Annotated in this window: 11 protein-coding genes; 3 read left to right on the top strand and 8 right to left on the bottom strand. The window is 57.6% G+C overall.

What is annotated here, in order from left to right:
* The first annotated feature begins 107 nt into the window (after positions 1–107).
* Positions 108–797: an FKBP-type peptidyl-prolyl cis-trans isomerase gene (locus tag HZB34_09075; GenBank protein MBI5316110.1), complete on the top strand. Its 690-nt coding sequence runs from the start codon at positions 108–110 to the stop codon at positions 795–797.
* Between the two features lie 36 nt (positions 798–833).
* Here HZB34_09075 and HZB34_09070 read toward each other — a convergent pair whose 3' ends face one another.
* The 8 genes from HZB34_09070 to HZB34_09035 all read right to left on the bottom strand — a co-directional run bounded on the left by HZB34_09070 (position 834) and on the right by HZB34_09035 (position 11,758).
* Entirely contained in the window at positions 834–1,580 is a 747-nt protein-coding gene (locus HZB34_09070) for a copper resistance protein B (GenBank protein ID MBI5316109.1), read from the bottom strand.
* Positions 1,581–1,732: 152 nt separating this feature from the next.
* Positions 1,733–3,589, bottom strand: a complete 1,857-nt coding sequence (locus HZB34_09065; GenBank protein ID MBI5316108.1) for a copper resistance system multicopper oxidase — start codon at positions 3,587–3,589, stop codon at positions 1,733–1,735.
* Between the two features lie 127 nt (positions 3,590–3,716).
* Positions 3,717–4,073, bottom strand: a complete 357-nt coding sequence (locus HZB34_09060; GenBank protein MBI5316107.1) for a hypothetical protein — start codon at positions 4,071–4,073, stop codon at positions 3,717–3,719.
* A gap of 239 nt (positions 4,074–4,312) precedes the next feature.
* Complete coding sequence (locus HZB34_09055; protein MBI5316106.1) at positions 4,313–7,474, bottom strand: efflux RND transporter permease subunit; 3,162 nt, start codon at positions 7,472–7,474, stop codon at positions 4,313–4,315.
* 6 nt (positions 7,475–7,480) lie between these two features.
* Entirely contained in the window at positions 7,481–9,334 is a 1,854-nt protein-coding gene (locus HZB34_09050) for an efflux RND transporter periplasmic adaptor subunit (protein ID MBI5316105.1), read from the bottom strand.
* 22 nt (positions 9,335–9,356) lie between these two features.
* The gene (locus HZB34_09045) at positions 9,357–10,646 is read right to left on the bottom strand and encodes a TolC family protein (GenBank protein MBI5316104.1); all 1,290 of its coding nucleotides are present in this window, start codon (positions 10,644–10,646) and stop codon (positions 9,357–9,359) included.
* A 157-nt stretch (positions 10,647–10,803) separates the two neighbouring features.
* A complete protein-coding gene (locus tag HZB34_09040) occupies positions 10,804–11,175 on the bottom strand; it encodes a hypothetical protein (GenBank protein ID MBI5316103.1) in 372 nt (123 codons plus the stop codon).
* A 211-nt stretch (positions 11,176–11,386) separates the two neighbouring features.
* Positions 11,387–11,758, bottom strand: a complete 372-nt coding sequence (locus tag HZB34_09035) for a group 1 truncated hemoglobin (GenBank protein ID MBI5316102.1) — start codon at positions 11,756–11,758, stop codon at positions 11,387–11,389.
* A 784-nt stretch (positions 11,759–12,542) separates the two neighbouring features.
* Between HZB34_09035 and HZB34_09030 the strand changes: the two genes are divergently transcribed.
* The gene (locus HZB34_09030; protein MBI5316101.1) at positions 12,543–14,393 is read left to right on the top strand and encodes an ABC-F family ATP-binding cassette domain-containing protein; all 1,851 of its coding nucleotides are present in this window, start codon (positions 12,543–12,545) and stop codon (positions 14,391–14,393) included.
* Positions 14,394–14,575: 182 nt separating this feature from the next.
* Positions 14,576–15,823 (top strand): DUF3393 domain-containing protein, encoded by a 1,248-nt coding sequence (locus HZB34_09025; GenBank protein ID MBI5316100.1) that lies wholly within the window; start codon positions 14,576–14,578, stop codon positions 15,821–15,823.
* The last annotated feature ends 5 nt before the right edge of the window (positions 15,824–15,828 follow it).

The following is a 15,828-nucleotide window of genomic DNA, read 5'->3' as shown; positions in this document are numbered from 1 at the left end:
TCCTGCCTGACTTCGCCTGATGCTCTTTGCACGATCTTCCACTCGACACGATTCCTGAACTTGTGCTATCACAGCGGGTCCCGTCACACATACAGAAAGGACCGCTCATGCGACTCACTGTTTTCTGCTTGGCGACCATGCTTTGCCTCGGAACTACTGCAGCATTCGCTGGAGCGCCAGAGCCGACAACCGATGAGCAAAAAACCTTCTATGCCATGGGATTAACCATCAGCCAATCCATCGAGTCCTTTAGCCTGAACGAATCTGATCTCGAACTTGTGAAGTCCGGTATCAGTGATGGGGTTCTCAAAAAGACCCCCAAAGTGGACCTCCAGACGTTCGGCCCGAAGATTCAACAACTGCAACAGGCCCGCGCCTCGGTCATCGCAGAAGGGGAGAAGAAGCTGGGGGCTGCATTCCTTGCAAAAGCCTCGTCAGAACCCGGCGCTAAGAAAACCGAGTCCGGTGCGCTTATCACGACCATCAAGGAAGGAAAAGGCGCATCTCCGAAACGCGCGGATACGGTGAAGGTGCACTATCACGGCACCCTGATCGACGGGACAGTATTCGATAGCACCCTCAAGCAGAGCGAGCCGACTACTCTCATCGTGAGTGAAATGAGCAAGTGCTGGACAGAGGGGATACAGCAGATGAAAGCCGGTGGCAAGAGCAGATTGATCTGCCCGTCCAATCTGGCCTATCGCGACAAAGGAATGCCTCCTCTGATCAAGCCGGGCGCGACATTAGTGTTCGACATTGATCTCGTCGAGGTCGTGGCCAAACAACCCACCCCGTAGTAGCCTCCAGAAGATCGAGTGAGATGGTCTGGTTGGTTAAAACCACATTCGTATCCCTGCCACAAAGCGGATCTGACTCGAGGTGCCTCCCTCTTCCCGCACGAGGGTCGAAGTCTCGCCGAAGCTTCGATCCAGAGAGAACCCTACGTAGGGCGCGAACTCACGTCGGATTTCATAACGCAGACGAAATCCCAATTCGAGATTATTGAGGCCAGAACCGGTTGTGAACTCCTCAACTCGCTGTACTGCAGCGTTGGTCTCAAATCGGGTCTGGAGGATCAGTCGTTGCGTCAGCAACATGTCCTTGTTAAACGAGAACCGCGCGGACACAGCGCCGTTCTGATCAATGAACAGGGAGGACTCGACTTCGTAGTTATAGGGGACGAGTCCCTCGATTCCGATCACAGCGAGCCCACGGGTCCTGTTGCTTCCACGGAACGTTTGAGTCTCGACGCGTGGGCCGATCTGAAAATCGTAATACTTCTGGATGAACCGCCCATACAGGAGCTGAAAGTCGACGTCGTAGTCTGCCTTAAAGGCCGTGTCCCTCTGCCCTTCGCTCTTGAACCAGAGTCGGTTGTAGTCCCCGCCGTACCAGCCCTGGATGTCCCACCGATAGTCGTTACTCCCATGACTCCCACTGGTTTTCGGACGGTATTCGAGAACGTCGACAAGCGTGAATAGACGGCGTGCCTGATCGTCGACGGGAGCAGGCCAGTCGCCTGGCGTGGAAAACTTCGATAGCGTGCCCTCCTGCATGGCTGTACCCTTTCCGTTTAGCATCACCGTAGTCCCTGCTGACGTAATTGGAGTCTTGGGGGACTCGCTCGTCGGTTGGGCGGCCATGACTGTCATGGCGATGCCGTCGTCCAATAGCAAGACCAATGCAACTGTAAGGAGGCTCGCAGGCAATCTGGCAGGAGCGCATGTGGCATTCATGGTTCCGACACCTCGACAACCCGGAACATCCCCGCGTCCATGTGGAAGAGGAGATGACAGTGAAACGCCCATGGCCCTGGGACATCCGCAGTGACGGCCACGGACACCCGCTCAGCCGGCTTGACGATGACGGTGTGCTTGCGTGGCAGATGCTCGCCCGCGCCATTTTCCACATACATCCACATCCCGTGCAGATGGATCGGATGTTCCATCATTGTGTCGTTCACAAAGGTCAAGCGCACCCGTTCGCCATAGCGGAGGCGAACCGGCTCGCGAGATTCTGAATATTTCTTCCCGTCGAAGGACCACATATAGCGGTTCATCTGGCCCGTGAGATGGAGTTCAATCTCTCGCTCCGGCTCCCGTTGATCGGGATAGGGCGCAAGACTTTTCAAATCGGTATAGAGCAACACCCGACGATCACCACCTTCTAAACCTCTCCCTGGTTCCCCTATACGGTTCCGCGAATACTCGGCCACCATTTGATTGCCTGGCCCATGGTCGTCAGGGCCATGTTTGACTGGCTCGACGCCTGGAATCTTTGATCGGCGTGGGTCAATCGCTTTCACGCTGGGCATCTCCTGCGTGCCTTGCATGGATGGGGCTGCGCCCTGCTGCCTGTGCTCCATGTGCTGGCTTTTGTGATTCGCGTGGTCTGCCTGCCCGTTCGACTTACCAACGGAGGGCTCCATGCCAAGCATCGTCATGCTGCCATGGGAATGCGTCATGTCTCCCTTGTCCATACCTTCCATGCTCATGCCCATGTCTTCCATCGTTCGAAGCGGTCTTGGCCGACGTTCAGGGATCTCCGCGCTCATGCCCATTCGCGGCGCGAGGGTGCCGCGCGCATAGCCACTACGATCCATCGTCTCGGCAAAGATGGTGTAGGCCTGGTCCTCCATCGGCTCGACGATCACATCGTAGGTCTCCGCGACTCCCATACGAAGTTCATCCACCATGACTGGCTGGACGTTCTGCCCGTCAGCCTGCACCACCGTCATCTTGAGACCAGGGATTCGCACGTCGTAGAAGGTCATACTGGCCGCATTGATCAATCGCAGACGCACCCGCTCGCCCGGACGGAACAGCCCGGTCCAGTTGCCCGCGGGCGATAATCCGTTCATCAGATAGGTGAAGGTGTAGCCGGTGACATCCGCGAAGTCGGTTGGGTCCATCCGCATCTGGTCCCACATCAGGTAGTTTTGTATCGCCGGCCATAAGCCCATGCGTCTCACGTCAGTGATGAACTCACCCGCCGTGCGTTTCTGGAAGTTGTAATAGCCCCCTTGTTTTTTGAGGTTGGAGAACAGAGTTTCTGGCGACTCGAAGCTCCAATCCGAGAGCATCACCACATACTCGCGCTCATACTGAAACGGTTCTGGTTCGAGGGGGTCAATAATCATCGGCGCATACATACCAGATAACTCCTGACCGCCCGAATGGCTATGAAACCAGTAGGTCCCGCTCTGCTTGACCGGAAAGCGATAGGTAAAGGTGGCGCCCGGCTCGATGCCGGCGAAGCTGACGCCGGGCACGCCGTCCATGTTCGGAGGAAGGAGCAACCCGTGCCAGTGAATCGACGATCGTTCCTGCAGACTGTTCGTCACGCGCAACGTCGCCTGTTGACCTTCTTTCAGACGGATCACAGGCCCCGGGATCGCCCCATTGAACGCGAGGGCAGGTGCAGTTCGCCCGTCAAGGCGGAACAACTGCTCGCTGATCGTCAGATCGATGACGTCTCCGCTGAGCGCAGCCTGCGAACCGGCATTAGCGGTGCTCGTCACGGCAGAGGTGGCCACGAGTGGCGCCATCCCTGCCAGCAGCCCCGCCACTACCGTACACTTCAGCAACAGATGCCGAGAAATCCACCAGGAGTTCATGAAGTTCGATCCTTTCTGCATCGCGTGCCCTAGAGAAAATAGACATCGCCCGCTCGGCCTGATCAGCCAAACGGTGCGCGATAGAACTAGCTGTGTGGAATCAGATTCGAAGAACCGAGGATGAACGAATGGAGAGAGGGACAAGCAAGAAATCGCTGCTCCAAGACCACTGCGGCTCAGCTGACGGAGTTTGCGGAATTCTCATAACACTTGGCACCGCTGACTTGTGGTCCGCGTCTGCGGCCACGTCATTTTTCACCTGGCGTTCCGGCGATGACGTCGCCGACGGCGGGCACATGGTGGTTCCATCCATTGGACAGGCCATTTCCTCCTCCACGAACAGTGTCGCCCCTTCCGCCACCGAAAGATCGGGCAACGCACACATCGCCCCGATCACCTGGCAGAAGGCAAACACGAGCACCAACGCGATGTACCGTGTATTCGCTCGTAAAATCATGCGACCAACCACACTCCTTGCCCGCTGGAATTACTGAATTCTGTTCAGCCAGTCCCTCCAGCTGCACGATCTTGATGCCGGTGAAAACACCGTACATTCAATCACAAATACCAGTCAGGGGAAACTCTGTCAATGCCGGCTTGTGCTTTGCGGTCAGGAGGAGATGGCGCAATCTCGCCCACAAGTCGTGATAGGCATATGATGGGACGGATCGATCACCCAGGCAGACGGATCGCTCACTAATGAGGAATCGATTGGGAGGACGCAGGATTGACGACGGTCCTGTCGTTCAGAGAGCCTAAACTCATCGTCCAACCCTTCCAGACAATGTACAGAACGGGAATGACGATCAACGTCAGGATCGTCGAACTTACCATGCCGCCGATCATCGGCGCGGCAATCCGTTTCATCACGTCGGCGCCCGTGCCGGTGGTCCACATGATGGGCAGCAACCCGCCCATGATCGCAGCGACCGTCATCATCTTGGGCCGCACCCGCTGAACCGCGCCTTCCATGATGGCTTCTCGGAGGTCTTGTGCCGTCGTCATGCGGCCTTCGCGTACCCGCCGCTCATAGGCCTCGTCGAGATAGACGAGCATCACCACGCCCGTCTCCGCTGCCACGCCTGCCAGGGCGATGATGCCCACCCACACTGCCACGCTCAAGTTGTAGCCCAGATAGTCGAGATACCAGATGGCCCCGATCGCGGCGAAGGGGACGGACAGGAGCACGATCAGCGATTTTGCCAACGAACCGAAGTTGAGATAGAGCAGCAAGAGAATGATCCCAATGGTCACGGGGACGACCAGCTTTAACCGCTCTTCGGCCCGCATCAAATGCTCGTATTGACCGGTCCAGATCAGTCGGTAGCCGGAGGGTAAGGTCACTCGGTCTCGCACCGCGCGTTGGGCGTCTTGGACATAGCCGCGCAAGTCTCGACCGCTGACCGCGACCGAAACTAAACCGGCCAACGCTCCCGCTTCATCCGCGATCGACGGCGGCCCTTGAGTAATGACCATCTCTGCAATTTGTCCGAGCGGAATCTGCGCCCCGCTCGGTGTGGGAATCAGCACCCTCTTGAGCCGGTCCGGATCATTGCGCAGTTCGCGCTTGTAGCGCACATTGACCGGATACCGCTCCCGCCCCTCGACGGTGGTTGTCACGGTCTCGCCGCCGATGGCGGTGGTGATCACTCCTTGCACATCTCCCACTGTCAGGCCGTAGCGGGCCGCTTCGCGTCTGTTCACGGTCAGATCCAGGTAATAGCCTTCATTCAACCGTTCGGCAAAGGCGCTCTTCGTGCCTGGCACGTTTGCCAGGACTTCCTCGATCTCCAAGCCGATTTTCTCAATGGTCTTCAGATCCGGCCCCAGAACTTTGATACCGACCGGGCTTCGCACACCGGTCGTGATCATCTCGGTGCGAGTCTGAATCGGCATCCACCAGATGTTCGGAAATCCTGGAATGCGCAGCTTGGCATCCATCTCATCCAATAACCGGTCCCATGTCATGCCAGGCCGCCATTGCGATTCCGGTTTGAGGGTGACCGTGATCTCGGCCATTCCGACAAAGGCCGGGTCCGTCGCAGTCGGCGCTTTCCCCATCTTGCCGAACACCCGTTCCACTTCCGGGAAGGTCGTGAGCAACTGATCCTGGACTTGTAAGATCTTGGCCGACTCAGGAATCGAGAGGCCGGGCACGGTGGTCGGCATGTAGAGAATGGTCCCTTCGTTCAGCGGCGGCATGAATTCCGCGCCGAGACGGGAAAAGATCGGCGCCGTGAGCCCCACTACCACCACCGCCACTGTAAGCGTCAGCCACCTGACGCGCAGCGCGCCGGCGATGATCGGTCGATATAGCGTGACCAACAGCCAGTTCAATGGATTCTTGGTCTCCGCTCGAATGCGCCCCCGGATCAGCAGGACCATCAGTACAGGGGCCAAGGTCACCGAGAGCGCTGTGGCGAACAGCATCGAGAACGTCTTGGTGTAGGCCAACGGCGTAAACAGCCGCCCTTCTTGGGCTTCCAGCGCGAAGATCGGCAGGAAGGATACAGCGATCACGAGCAACGAGAAGAACAAGGGGCGGCCGACTTCTTTGGCTGCCGCAATGATGGTCTCGATTCGGTCTGCCTGCGGCGATTGTTCCAACCGCTTATGCGCGTTCTCCACCATGACAATGGCCGCGTCCACCATCGCGCCAATGGCAATGGCAATCCCACCCAGCGACATGATGCTGGAGGTAATATGTAGATAGGCCATCGGAATGAAGGCCAGCAGCACCGCCACGGGCAGGATGAGAATCGCCACCAGGGCGCTACGCAGATGAAACAGAAATACGATAGCGACCAGGCTGACGATGACGCTCTCCTCCACGAGCTTCTCGCGGAGTACGGCAATGGCCCGATGAATGAGATCGGACCGGTCATAGGTCGGAACGATGCGGACACCCTTCGGCAGAGCCGGCGTGATCTCCGCCAGCTTGACTTTGATCCGCTCGATCACGGCGAGCGCGTTTTCCCCGGCGCGCATGATCACGATCCCGCCGACTGTCTGGCCCTTGCCATCCAACTCAGCGACGCCGCGCCGCTGGTCCGGTCCGATGTGGACATGGGCGATGTCCCGGATCAAGATTGGCGTGCCACGTCCATCCGTTCCAACGGGGATCAGCTCAATATCCTCGATTGAGCGCAGGTAGCCGCGCCCGCGAATCACATATTCTGTACCGGCCATTTCCAAGACACGGCCGCTCACCTCCGCATTGCTGTTCCGGACCGCTTCGATGATCGTTTTGATCGGTAACTTGTACGCGGCCAACGTGTTCGGGTCGACTTCGAGTTGATACTGCTTGACGAACCCGCCGACTGCCGAGACTTCTGCCACCCCAGGCACACTTTCCAGTTGAAAGCGCAGGTACCAATCCTGAAGACCCCGGAGCTGTGCCAGGTCGTGTGCGCCGGACTCATCGACCAGCGCATACTGATAGACCCATCCGACGCCGGTCGCATCAGGGCCTAGCGTCGGCGAGACGCCGGAGGGCAACTTCCCTGTCAGCTTTTGCATGTACTCCAGCACACGGCTCCTGGCCCAGTACAAGTCGGTCCGGTCTTCGAAGATCACATAGACGTACGAGACCCCGTATTCTGAGACGCCTCGCACTCGTTTGACTTTCGGACCGGCAAGCAAGGACGTGACGATCGGATAGGTGACCTGGTCTTCGATCAACGTGGGGCTGCGCCCCTGCCACTCGGTGTAGATGGTCACCTGGACATCGGACAGGTCGGGAACCGCGTCCAGTGGAACCTGAAATCCCGCCCACAGGCCCCAGCTTGCCAACAGCACCACACAGAGGATGACCAGGATAGGATTGCGGGCGCTTCCGTCAATGAGTCGTGCGAGCATGGTGGATTACATGCCCCCCCCAGCGACCGAGAACTGATACTTTTCGGCAATGGGCGGTCGCCCTGGTACCGTCACATTGACCGTCACCACCCAGGTACCGCCCATGCCGAACATGACCTTCCCTTCGTAGAGCCCATCCTTGGTATGGTGCGCCGCCGCCTTGGAATCGGTCATGCCCGGCATCGGCATCGTGTAGACGAACACAACTTGTGCATTGGTCACCGGTTTGCCGGCCTGATCTGTCAGGTTGAGCTTGAGCAGCACGTCACCGGCCTTGGGATTTTCCGGTGCTGTATTCAACGTGAGGGATAGTCCGGCTGCCTGGCGGGTCCCAGCTCCTTTCATTTCTTTGTTACTCCCCATTTCCATGCCAGGCATATTCTCCATCCCCTTCATGCCTTCCATCCCTTTCATCCCCTCCATGCCCTTCATATCCCCCATCTGCATGCCCGGCATGCCTTCCATCCCCTTCATGTCTTGCATTCCCTCCATCCCTTTCATATCGCTCATGTCCATGCCTTCCATCTTGCCCTCGTAAGCACCGCGCATCTGCCAATCGCCCATGCCGATCCGGCCCATCATGGCCTGCATGCTCGACGCCGAGGTTAACTTGCTCTCCGCATCCAATAAGAAATTGGCCGACGTCACGATCCGATCCCCCTCCTTGATTCCCTCCAGCACTTCAACCGAATCCTGATTACGACGACCCAGTTTGACCGGATAGGGTGCATATGCTCCTTCGCCACGGTCCAGAAATACGAGTTGACGAAGGCCCGTCTCCAACACCGCTTCCTTGGGCACGACCAAAACCCTGGTCTCATCGGTTTGCAGGGTCACGTTCCCGTACATGCCGGGTTTCAGCTTCAACCATGGATTCGGCAATTCCACTCGCACCCGCACGGTGCGAGCCTCGGTATTCAGCGTGGGGTACACATACGAGACCGTACCCTGAAACGTTTCTCCTGGATAAGCGGCGAAGGTGACGGAAGCCGGTTGGTTCCGTCTGACCGCCGCAACCTCGGACTCATAGATGTCGGCGGAGATCCAGACCCGGGAGAGATCCGCAATCTCATACAGTGTCGTGCCTGGCTCCACATATTTTCCCGGCAAGGCCTCACGCTTGAGGACAATCCCGGAGGATGGGGCATAGACCATGAGCAGCGGCTCTGCCTTACCCCGGCGATCCAACGAAGCGATTTGCTGATCGGTGACGTCCCACAGTTTCAGGCGTTCCCGTGCACTGGCCACGAGGGACGATGCGTTGGCTTTCGCCTCACCGAGCGGACTGGTAGCCAGTTGGCCCTGCGTTTTCACGGCGAGGAGATACTCGTCCTGCGTGGCCAGAAGATCCGGCGAATAGAGCGTAAAGAGTGGTTCGCCTTTGCGTACGGGACGGCCGATCGAATTGACAAAGACCTCTCGTACCCACCCGGAAGTTTTCAATGTGACCTGCGTGAGTCCCCGTTCGTCGTAGCCAACCGTGCCGACCGCGCGAATCTCTTGTCCTAATACCGCCACGCTCGCCGGCGCGCTTCGGACCCCGATCAACTGTCTGGTCACAGCCGGAACCACCACGGCCCCGGATGGCGCGGCGGACATGCCTGGCATGCCAGGCATAGACATTCCCTTCATATCCGTTTGCTTCATGTCATCTATCTCACCCGCCCACCCTGGGGACGCCAAGACGTCCCCTATTCCCCTGTCACCCGCCCGCCCCGAGGTCGCCGAGGCGACCTCTGTTCCCATGGCCATGTCATCCATGCTTTTGTGGGCGATGAAGAAACCGGCAGCGACTCCAGCGACCACACTGACCGCCACAGCGCCGACCACAAAATTTTTCCTGTATGTGTGCTGATTCATGTGCTCCTCCTTGATGATTACATTAGCTCTGCCGATCGAGACTGGTGCCGACGACCTGCTCAAGTTCAGCCAACCGATACTGGCGGTCCACAAGGGCCTTGAAATACTCAAGCTGAAATCCCCGCCAGGCTCGCTGGGTATCGATCAGATCCAGAAACCCTGCTTTGCCTGCACGATATCCGACTCGTGCCGCCTCCAGACTCTGCTCGGCCTGTGGCAGGATGGTGGTGCGGTACAACGTGGCCACCTGGTCGGTCGCCCGGAGCTTGGCCAGAAGGTCGTTAATCTGAAATCTGGTCAGGTTCTCCACGGTATGTTGTTGTGCCCGCGCGACTGCGACTGCCGCCGCTGCCTCCTGCACACCTGCGTCGTACTTCGGTTTGGTCCAGAACGCGAAGGGAATACTCATCGCCACATAGGCGCCGAACCCGTCGTTGGCCTGATAGTTCTGGAAGCGCTGAAACGCCACGTTGAAGTCCGGGTAGTACTGACGCTGGGCCAGCGCATGGGACTGCTCGTTCCGCTGCACATCCAGCTCGGCGGCTTTGATCTCCGGCCTTTCGTTCAGCGCAAGACTGTGCAGATCGTCGGCGGGCTGCGTGAACGGCAGATGAGCCGGTTCCTCCGCAAGACCCAAGGGCGACGCGGGGTCTCGGTCGAGCAGCGTATTCAGCATCGCCTCGGTGGTTACTCGACGCTGGTCCAGCGCGGGGCGATATTGGAACAACAGGGACAGCTCGACTTGGGCCTTGAGGACATCGGCCTGGCTCCCCTTCCCCGCACGGAACTTCGAGTTTGTAATCTCCACAAACTGTCTGAGCAGTTCGACCTGTTCATGATGAATCTGGACCGCCTTCTGGGCGAGAAACAGATCGTAGTAGGCTTGCTTCAAACGGGCGACGAGTTCCCGCTCCTTTGCGCGGACCGCCTGCTCGGTCATCTCGGCAGAACGGCTCGCGACCTCGCCTTTGAGCGAACGTTTACCGGGGAAGGGGAGATTCTGCGAGAGACCGAAGATCGTATTGTCCGCTTGCGTGGCCTTGAAGGGCTGCGGGATGTTCCACAGCTGGACGGACAGGGTAGGGTCATCCAATGCCTGCGCCTGCGCAATCCGGTTTGTGGCTGCTTCCCATTGCTTACGTGCTGCGACAAGCTCGGGATTCCGAGCCAGAACTGCTTGGATCAATTCCTGCAGCACCAGCCTGTTCCGCGGCACAGAGTCGGAATCCTGCGCTCTCGCTAGCCCATTGCTCAAAAAAAGCATCAGCACTGCCGCGACCACCACACAGCGACGTCGTCTATTCGGTCTCATGGCAATGACCTCCCAGAATTCCCACATGTTCGAGGCCCTGTCTGTGCTCCGACCCTTAAAAGCGGAGAGGATTAGACGTCAGGCCGATCGCTCAAACTGAGCGTCGAACATTACACGTAATAGCCAAGGAGCAATCGCGTGGTATGGGAGGGGAAGATCAGATGCGAAGCACGGAAATCTTGAGCAGGAGATCCTGTGGGGGGCCGACGATAGGATGGTCGGACAAGCGGCTGCATGATGACGTAAGGACGGCAAGAAGTACTAACGAGGCGCTGTCTTCAGAACAGAGCGTCTGATAGTCGCTATCGAGCTGGAGCTTATCGGCAGACTGGACGCCAAGCGTCTTAAACGCATCGCAGAACTGATAGACCGGTTGTTCGTCCGGAGTCGAACAGCCATTGCCCATTGCGGCAGCTGGAGCACCATTCACCGGCAGGAGGCAGGCATAGGCATTGAAGCTCAACGCAAAAAAGAGCACGACAAGCGTGCAGGCCAGAACCGAAAGGGAACGATGCGCATGGATTCGCATGGCGTCAGTCTACCCCTCTCCATCCCAGCCGTCAACCATATACCCCATACGTATAGCCCGTCTGGTCAAGGATTGAGCTGAAGAGGAGTTAGCCTTGTATGACGCCCAACGCACCGATGAGCGCGCTTAAGCGCGTGCGTCATCGGTGCGTTCAGTCGAGGCGAATCTGCCGAGGCCTGTCCGTCGACTAATCTCGATTTTGAGCGCCCGCTTATGCTTCTACGATGTCTTTTTTCAGGCCCTGCACGAATGCGACAATGTCATCACATTCTTGTTTGGGAACCTTTAAGGCGCTCATCGTCGCTCCGGCGTGGCGCAAGAAGATCGACCAGTCGGCTTCGCTGATCTTCATGCCCACATGGGACAGTTTCATGTCACGTCCGGTGTAGTACATCGGGCCACCGGCAGAAGAGCACAAGAAATCAACCAGTAATTGCTTTTCTCTCGCGATCCCGTCGTCCCCCCGATTTTTCCAGAAGCGCCCCAATTGTGAATCGTTTTGCAAACGTGGCAGCAGGTCGTTTGCAAAGGTTGTAATACCATCGTACCCACCAAGACGTTCATAGAGTGACTTTTGGCTCATTAAGATCCTCCTCTTGTTTTTAGAACATGACTGACAACGCGTAGGCCGATCCGTCCAAGATCCTGATCGGCCAGTTTCTATTTGTAGCACTCGCCACAGATGTTTCAGAGCATACCGCCATGCTCGTTGCCGTTTCAACCCCACGAGGTTCGTAAACATGAGACCTGGGAACGGACGGGACATGCGATACGAGCTGCCTACGGGTGACCTTCCAATCTTTTTGACTTCTCGGGATGGGAACTGATTGATCTTCCACTGCGCGTATTGAGTAAGACGTAACGCAAATCTCCTCACCACCGTCAGCGAGGTGACTGGTTGTGGTCTCCGTTGCGCACATCGGGCGACCACCATGCACCTAATTGATCCTTCCAAGCTCGCTAGCTTTTCGTTTCTTGGATGGCACCCATGTTGGTGTACGTGCGGCCGTCGAACGAGGCCCTTCTTAGGGCGCGCGTTCCGGGAGCACAGAACCAACGTGGGTGCCATTCCATTTCTTTTGTCGTGGGGGCCCTGCGAGCAAAAAGGGTGGTTGCTTGCGCGCTCTCATCTTCCCCCTATTCCCCCTCGAGGGTGGGCTGGTTGATCCTCTATTGCGCGCGTCCAACGAGGCCTTCGGAGGCCGCGCGTTGCGCGAGCAAAGAAGATCATCAGGCTTCCATCCCCTCCCCTTGCAGTTCTGCTCTCCGCCCCGTACACTCAACCTGTGCGATCCAGCCTGGCGTGAACAGTCCTGCCCGATCGTTCATCAGCCGATTACTCATTGTTTCATTCGGTCTGTAGCGCTATGCCACCGACAATTCTCTTGAGCTGCGAGTCCATCAGCAAAAGCTACGGGGTCAAACCCTTGTTTGCCGATTTATCGGTCGGGTTGGCCGAGGGCGATCATGTCGGACTGGTCGGACCGAATGGCTCCGGCAAATCGACCCTGCTCAAGATCATGGCGGGACTCGAAGAACCGGATGAGGGAACCAGATCGATGCGCCGGCAACTTCGCATCGGCTATGTGCCGCAAGAACCCTCGCTTGACGAAGCACATACGATTGAAGAGGTGCTCGCACAGGTCCTCATCGACGAAGGGCTGGACCCACACGACCACAGTGGTCGCACAGCTGCAGCGCTCAGCCTGGGTGAATTTCCCACAACCGACCAATCAGTGGGTACGCTCTCCGGAGGGTGGAAGAAACGCCTGGCCATCGTCCGATCGCTGATGCTGGAACCGGACGTCTTGCTGATGGACGAGCCGACCAACCATTTGGATCTCGAGGGTATTCTGTGGCTGGAACGACTGTTACGGGCCCAAGCCCGCGCCTTTCTCGTCGTCAGCCATGATCGGCGTTTTCTGCAAGCGGTGACGTCTCGGATGATCGAGATCAATCGCAGTTATCCGACTGGGGTGTTCGAAGCTAAAGGTAACTACAGCGATTTCCTGGAACAGCGGGATGCCGCACTTCATGCGCAGGCGAACTACGAGGCGTCGTTAGCGAATCGTGTCCGCCGCGAGGTGGAGTGGCTCCGGCGTGGCCCCAAAGCCCGCACGACAAAAGCCAAATCGCGAATCGATTCAGCAGGCCGTATGATCGAAGAACTGAATAGCGCCGAAGCCCGAAAAGACCAAGGCCCAGCCGGCATCAATTTCACCGCATCAGGGCGCAGGTCAAAACAGTTGGTCGAGGCCACACAACTCTGCAAATCGCTCGGGGGGAAGCAGATCGTCAAGGATCTCGATCTGCTGCTCGGGCCGGGACAGCGGCTTGGGTTGCTGGGGCCGAATGGCAGCGGAAAGAGCACCCTGCTCAAACTGGTGGCGGGCACACTCCAGCCGGATTCGGGCACCATCACCCGCGCAGACAAACTGCGTGTCGTTACGTTCGAGCAGCACCGCGAATCACTGGATCAATCCTCTTCTCTCCGCCGAGCCCTCGCCCCACATGGTGATGCGGTCGTCTATCAAGAACGCTCGGTGCACCTCGTCTCCTGGGCGAAACGATTTCTCTTCCGGCCTGAGCAGTTGGATCTCCCGGTCTCCCGCCTCTCCGGAGGCGAACAGGCGCGGCTCCTCATCGCACGGCTGATGCTCCAACCGGCCGATCTCTTGATCCTCGACGAACCAACGAACGACTTGGATATTCCGACGCTTGATGTGTTGGAGGACAGTCTGCTGGAGTTCCCCGGCGCCTTGATGCTGGTAACCCACGACCGATGGCTCTTAGACCGTGTCTCGACCATGCTGCTTGCGCTGGACGGCACAGGACAGACCGAATGGTTTGCCGACTATGCACAATGGGAGTCCGCACAGGAACGAGCGACGCTGGAGCAGACTCGCGCGTCGTCGGTACGACCATCTAAATCGTCCCGCGCCGAATCAGACTCACCTCCGAAAACCAAAAAGGCAGGCCTGTCCTATCGGGAACAGAAGGAATGGGCGAAGATGGAGCAACGAATCGTCCAGGCAGAGGAGGCCATCGCCGCCTGTCAGGCAGCGGTAGAAGATCCTTCCATCGCTTCCAATGCGGCAGAATTACTGACACGATCCGAAGCGCTGGAGGCAGCACGCGCCACAGCCGAACGGCTCTATGACCGCTGGACCCAACTCGAGAGCAAACAGACCGAGTCAGCCAGCCAGTCCCAAGCCTAAGAGAAGCTGGTTCATCTGGTTTATTTGGTCTGTTTGGTTTGTCTGGTTGATATAGTTTGATTCACTCATCTGGTTGTCTTGCTCAACCAAATAAACGAGACAAACCAAACAAACGAAATAACGGTCGTTATCCCGCATAACGACAACCTTGCAGGCTTTCACAAAATCTGTACAATGCACCCATGCGTCTATCGGCTTCGCTCTCCCCGCTGGTGATCTTCACCTTCGCCTTCTTCATATCAGGCTGTGAGACAACGGACCGTGTGCTTACCGGTGCAGAGCGGGTCGTCTCGGGCCGGACCGGCAAGACTATCATCGATCTCGCCCAGGGAAAGGATCCGGGACAGATCGCCAAGCGTCGGCTCGATGAGTATGCCCGCGATCCCGAGTTAGTGCTCAGGGACCTCCGAGCCGCCCAACGTGATTTCAAAGCCCTCTACGAGGCGCTCGGCGGCAAGGTCGGCGAGACATGGGGAAAGAAAGAAGTCAAACTGCCCGAGCAGAAAAAATACGTGAAGTACACGCAGAACTATAAAAGTCGCGCGATCGTAGACTTCGACAAGGGGGACATTCTCGTTGAAACAGTCGACGATCAAGAGCCCAAGCGCAGCTTGAAAAATGCCGTCGTGACGACCCTGTTGACGCCTCAAGATCCCCGATCTGTCGACTTGTTTTCCGATAAGGAGATCGTGCTGACGGGAGACAGAGAGCCCTATCTCTTTGGATTAGTCCTCGACCAGCAGAGTAGAGCGATTCGAACGCCGGGCGATGCGGAACCGTTCGCGGACTATTTGCTCACCAGCAAATCCAGCACGCGGAACATAGACCAAGACGGGACAAAGAAAACGGCCACCTACGTCACGATCAAAATGGCAGCAAACCTTCCACAGAAACAGGCGGAGAAATATCGTCCGGTCGTCCAACAGTTCGCCGAGCAGTATAAGATCAGCCCAAGCCTCGTCTTTGCGATCATTCGGACGGAAAGTAACTTCAACCCCTACGCTGTCAGTTCGGCGCCGGCTTACGGACTCATGCAGCTCGTCCCCACCAGCGGAGGCCGCGAAGCCTATCGCCGCGCAAAAGGACAGGACATCGCCCCTTCACGTGATTATCTCTTCGACCCTGAGAATAACGTGGAGTTGGGAACCGCCTATTTGAATGTATTGATGTTTAACCAGCTGGAAGACGTGGCACATAATGTGTCGCGCGAGTACTGCGTGATTTCGGCCTACAATACAGGCCCGAGCAACGTGTTCCGCACCTTTTCACGCGACCGCGTGGCAGCCGTCAACCAGATCAATAGTCTCCAACCAGCCGCCGTCTATGACCAGCTGCGTGCAAACCTGCCCTACGAAGAGACCCGCCACTATCTCCAAAAAGTGACAACCTACCGAAAGGCCTTTGTCAGTTCGTCGGAGAGCTCCAATTAGGAGGC

It is taken from the genome of Nitrospirota bacterium (assembly GCA_016219645.1).
Lineage (GTDB): Bacteria > Nitrospirota > Nitrospiria > Nitrospirales > Nitrospiraceae > Palsa-1315.
This window is presented reverse-complemented; position numbering and strand designations above follow the sequence as displayed.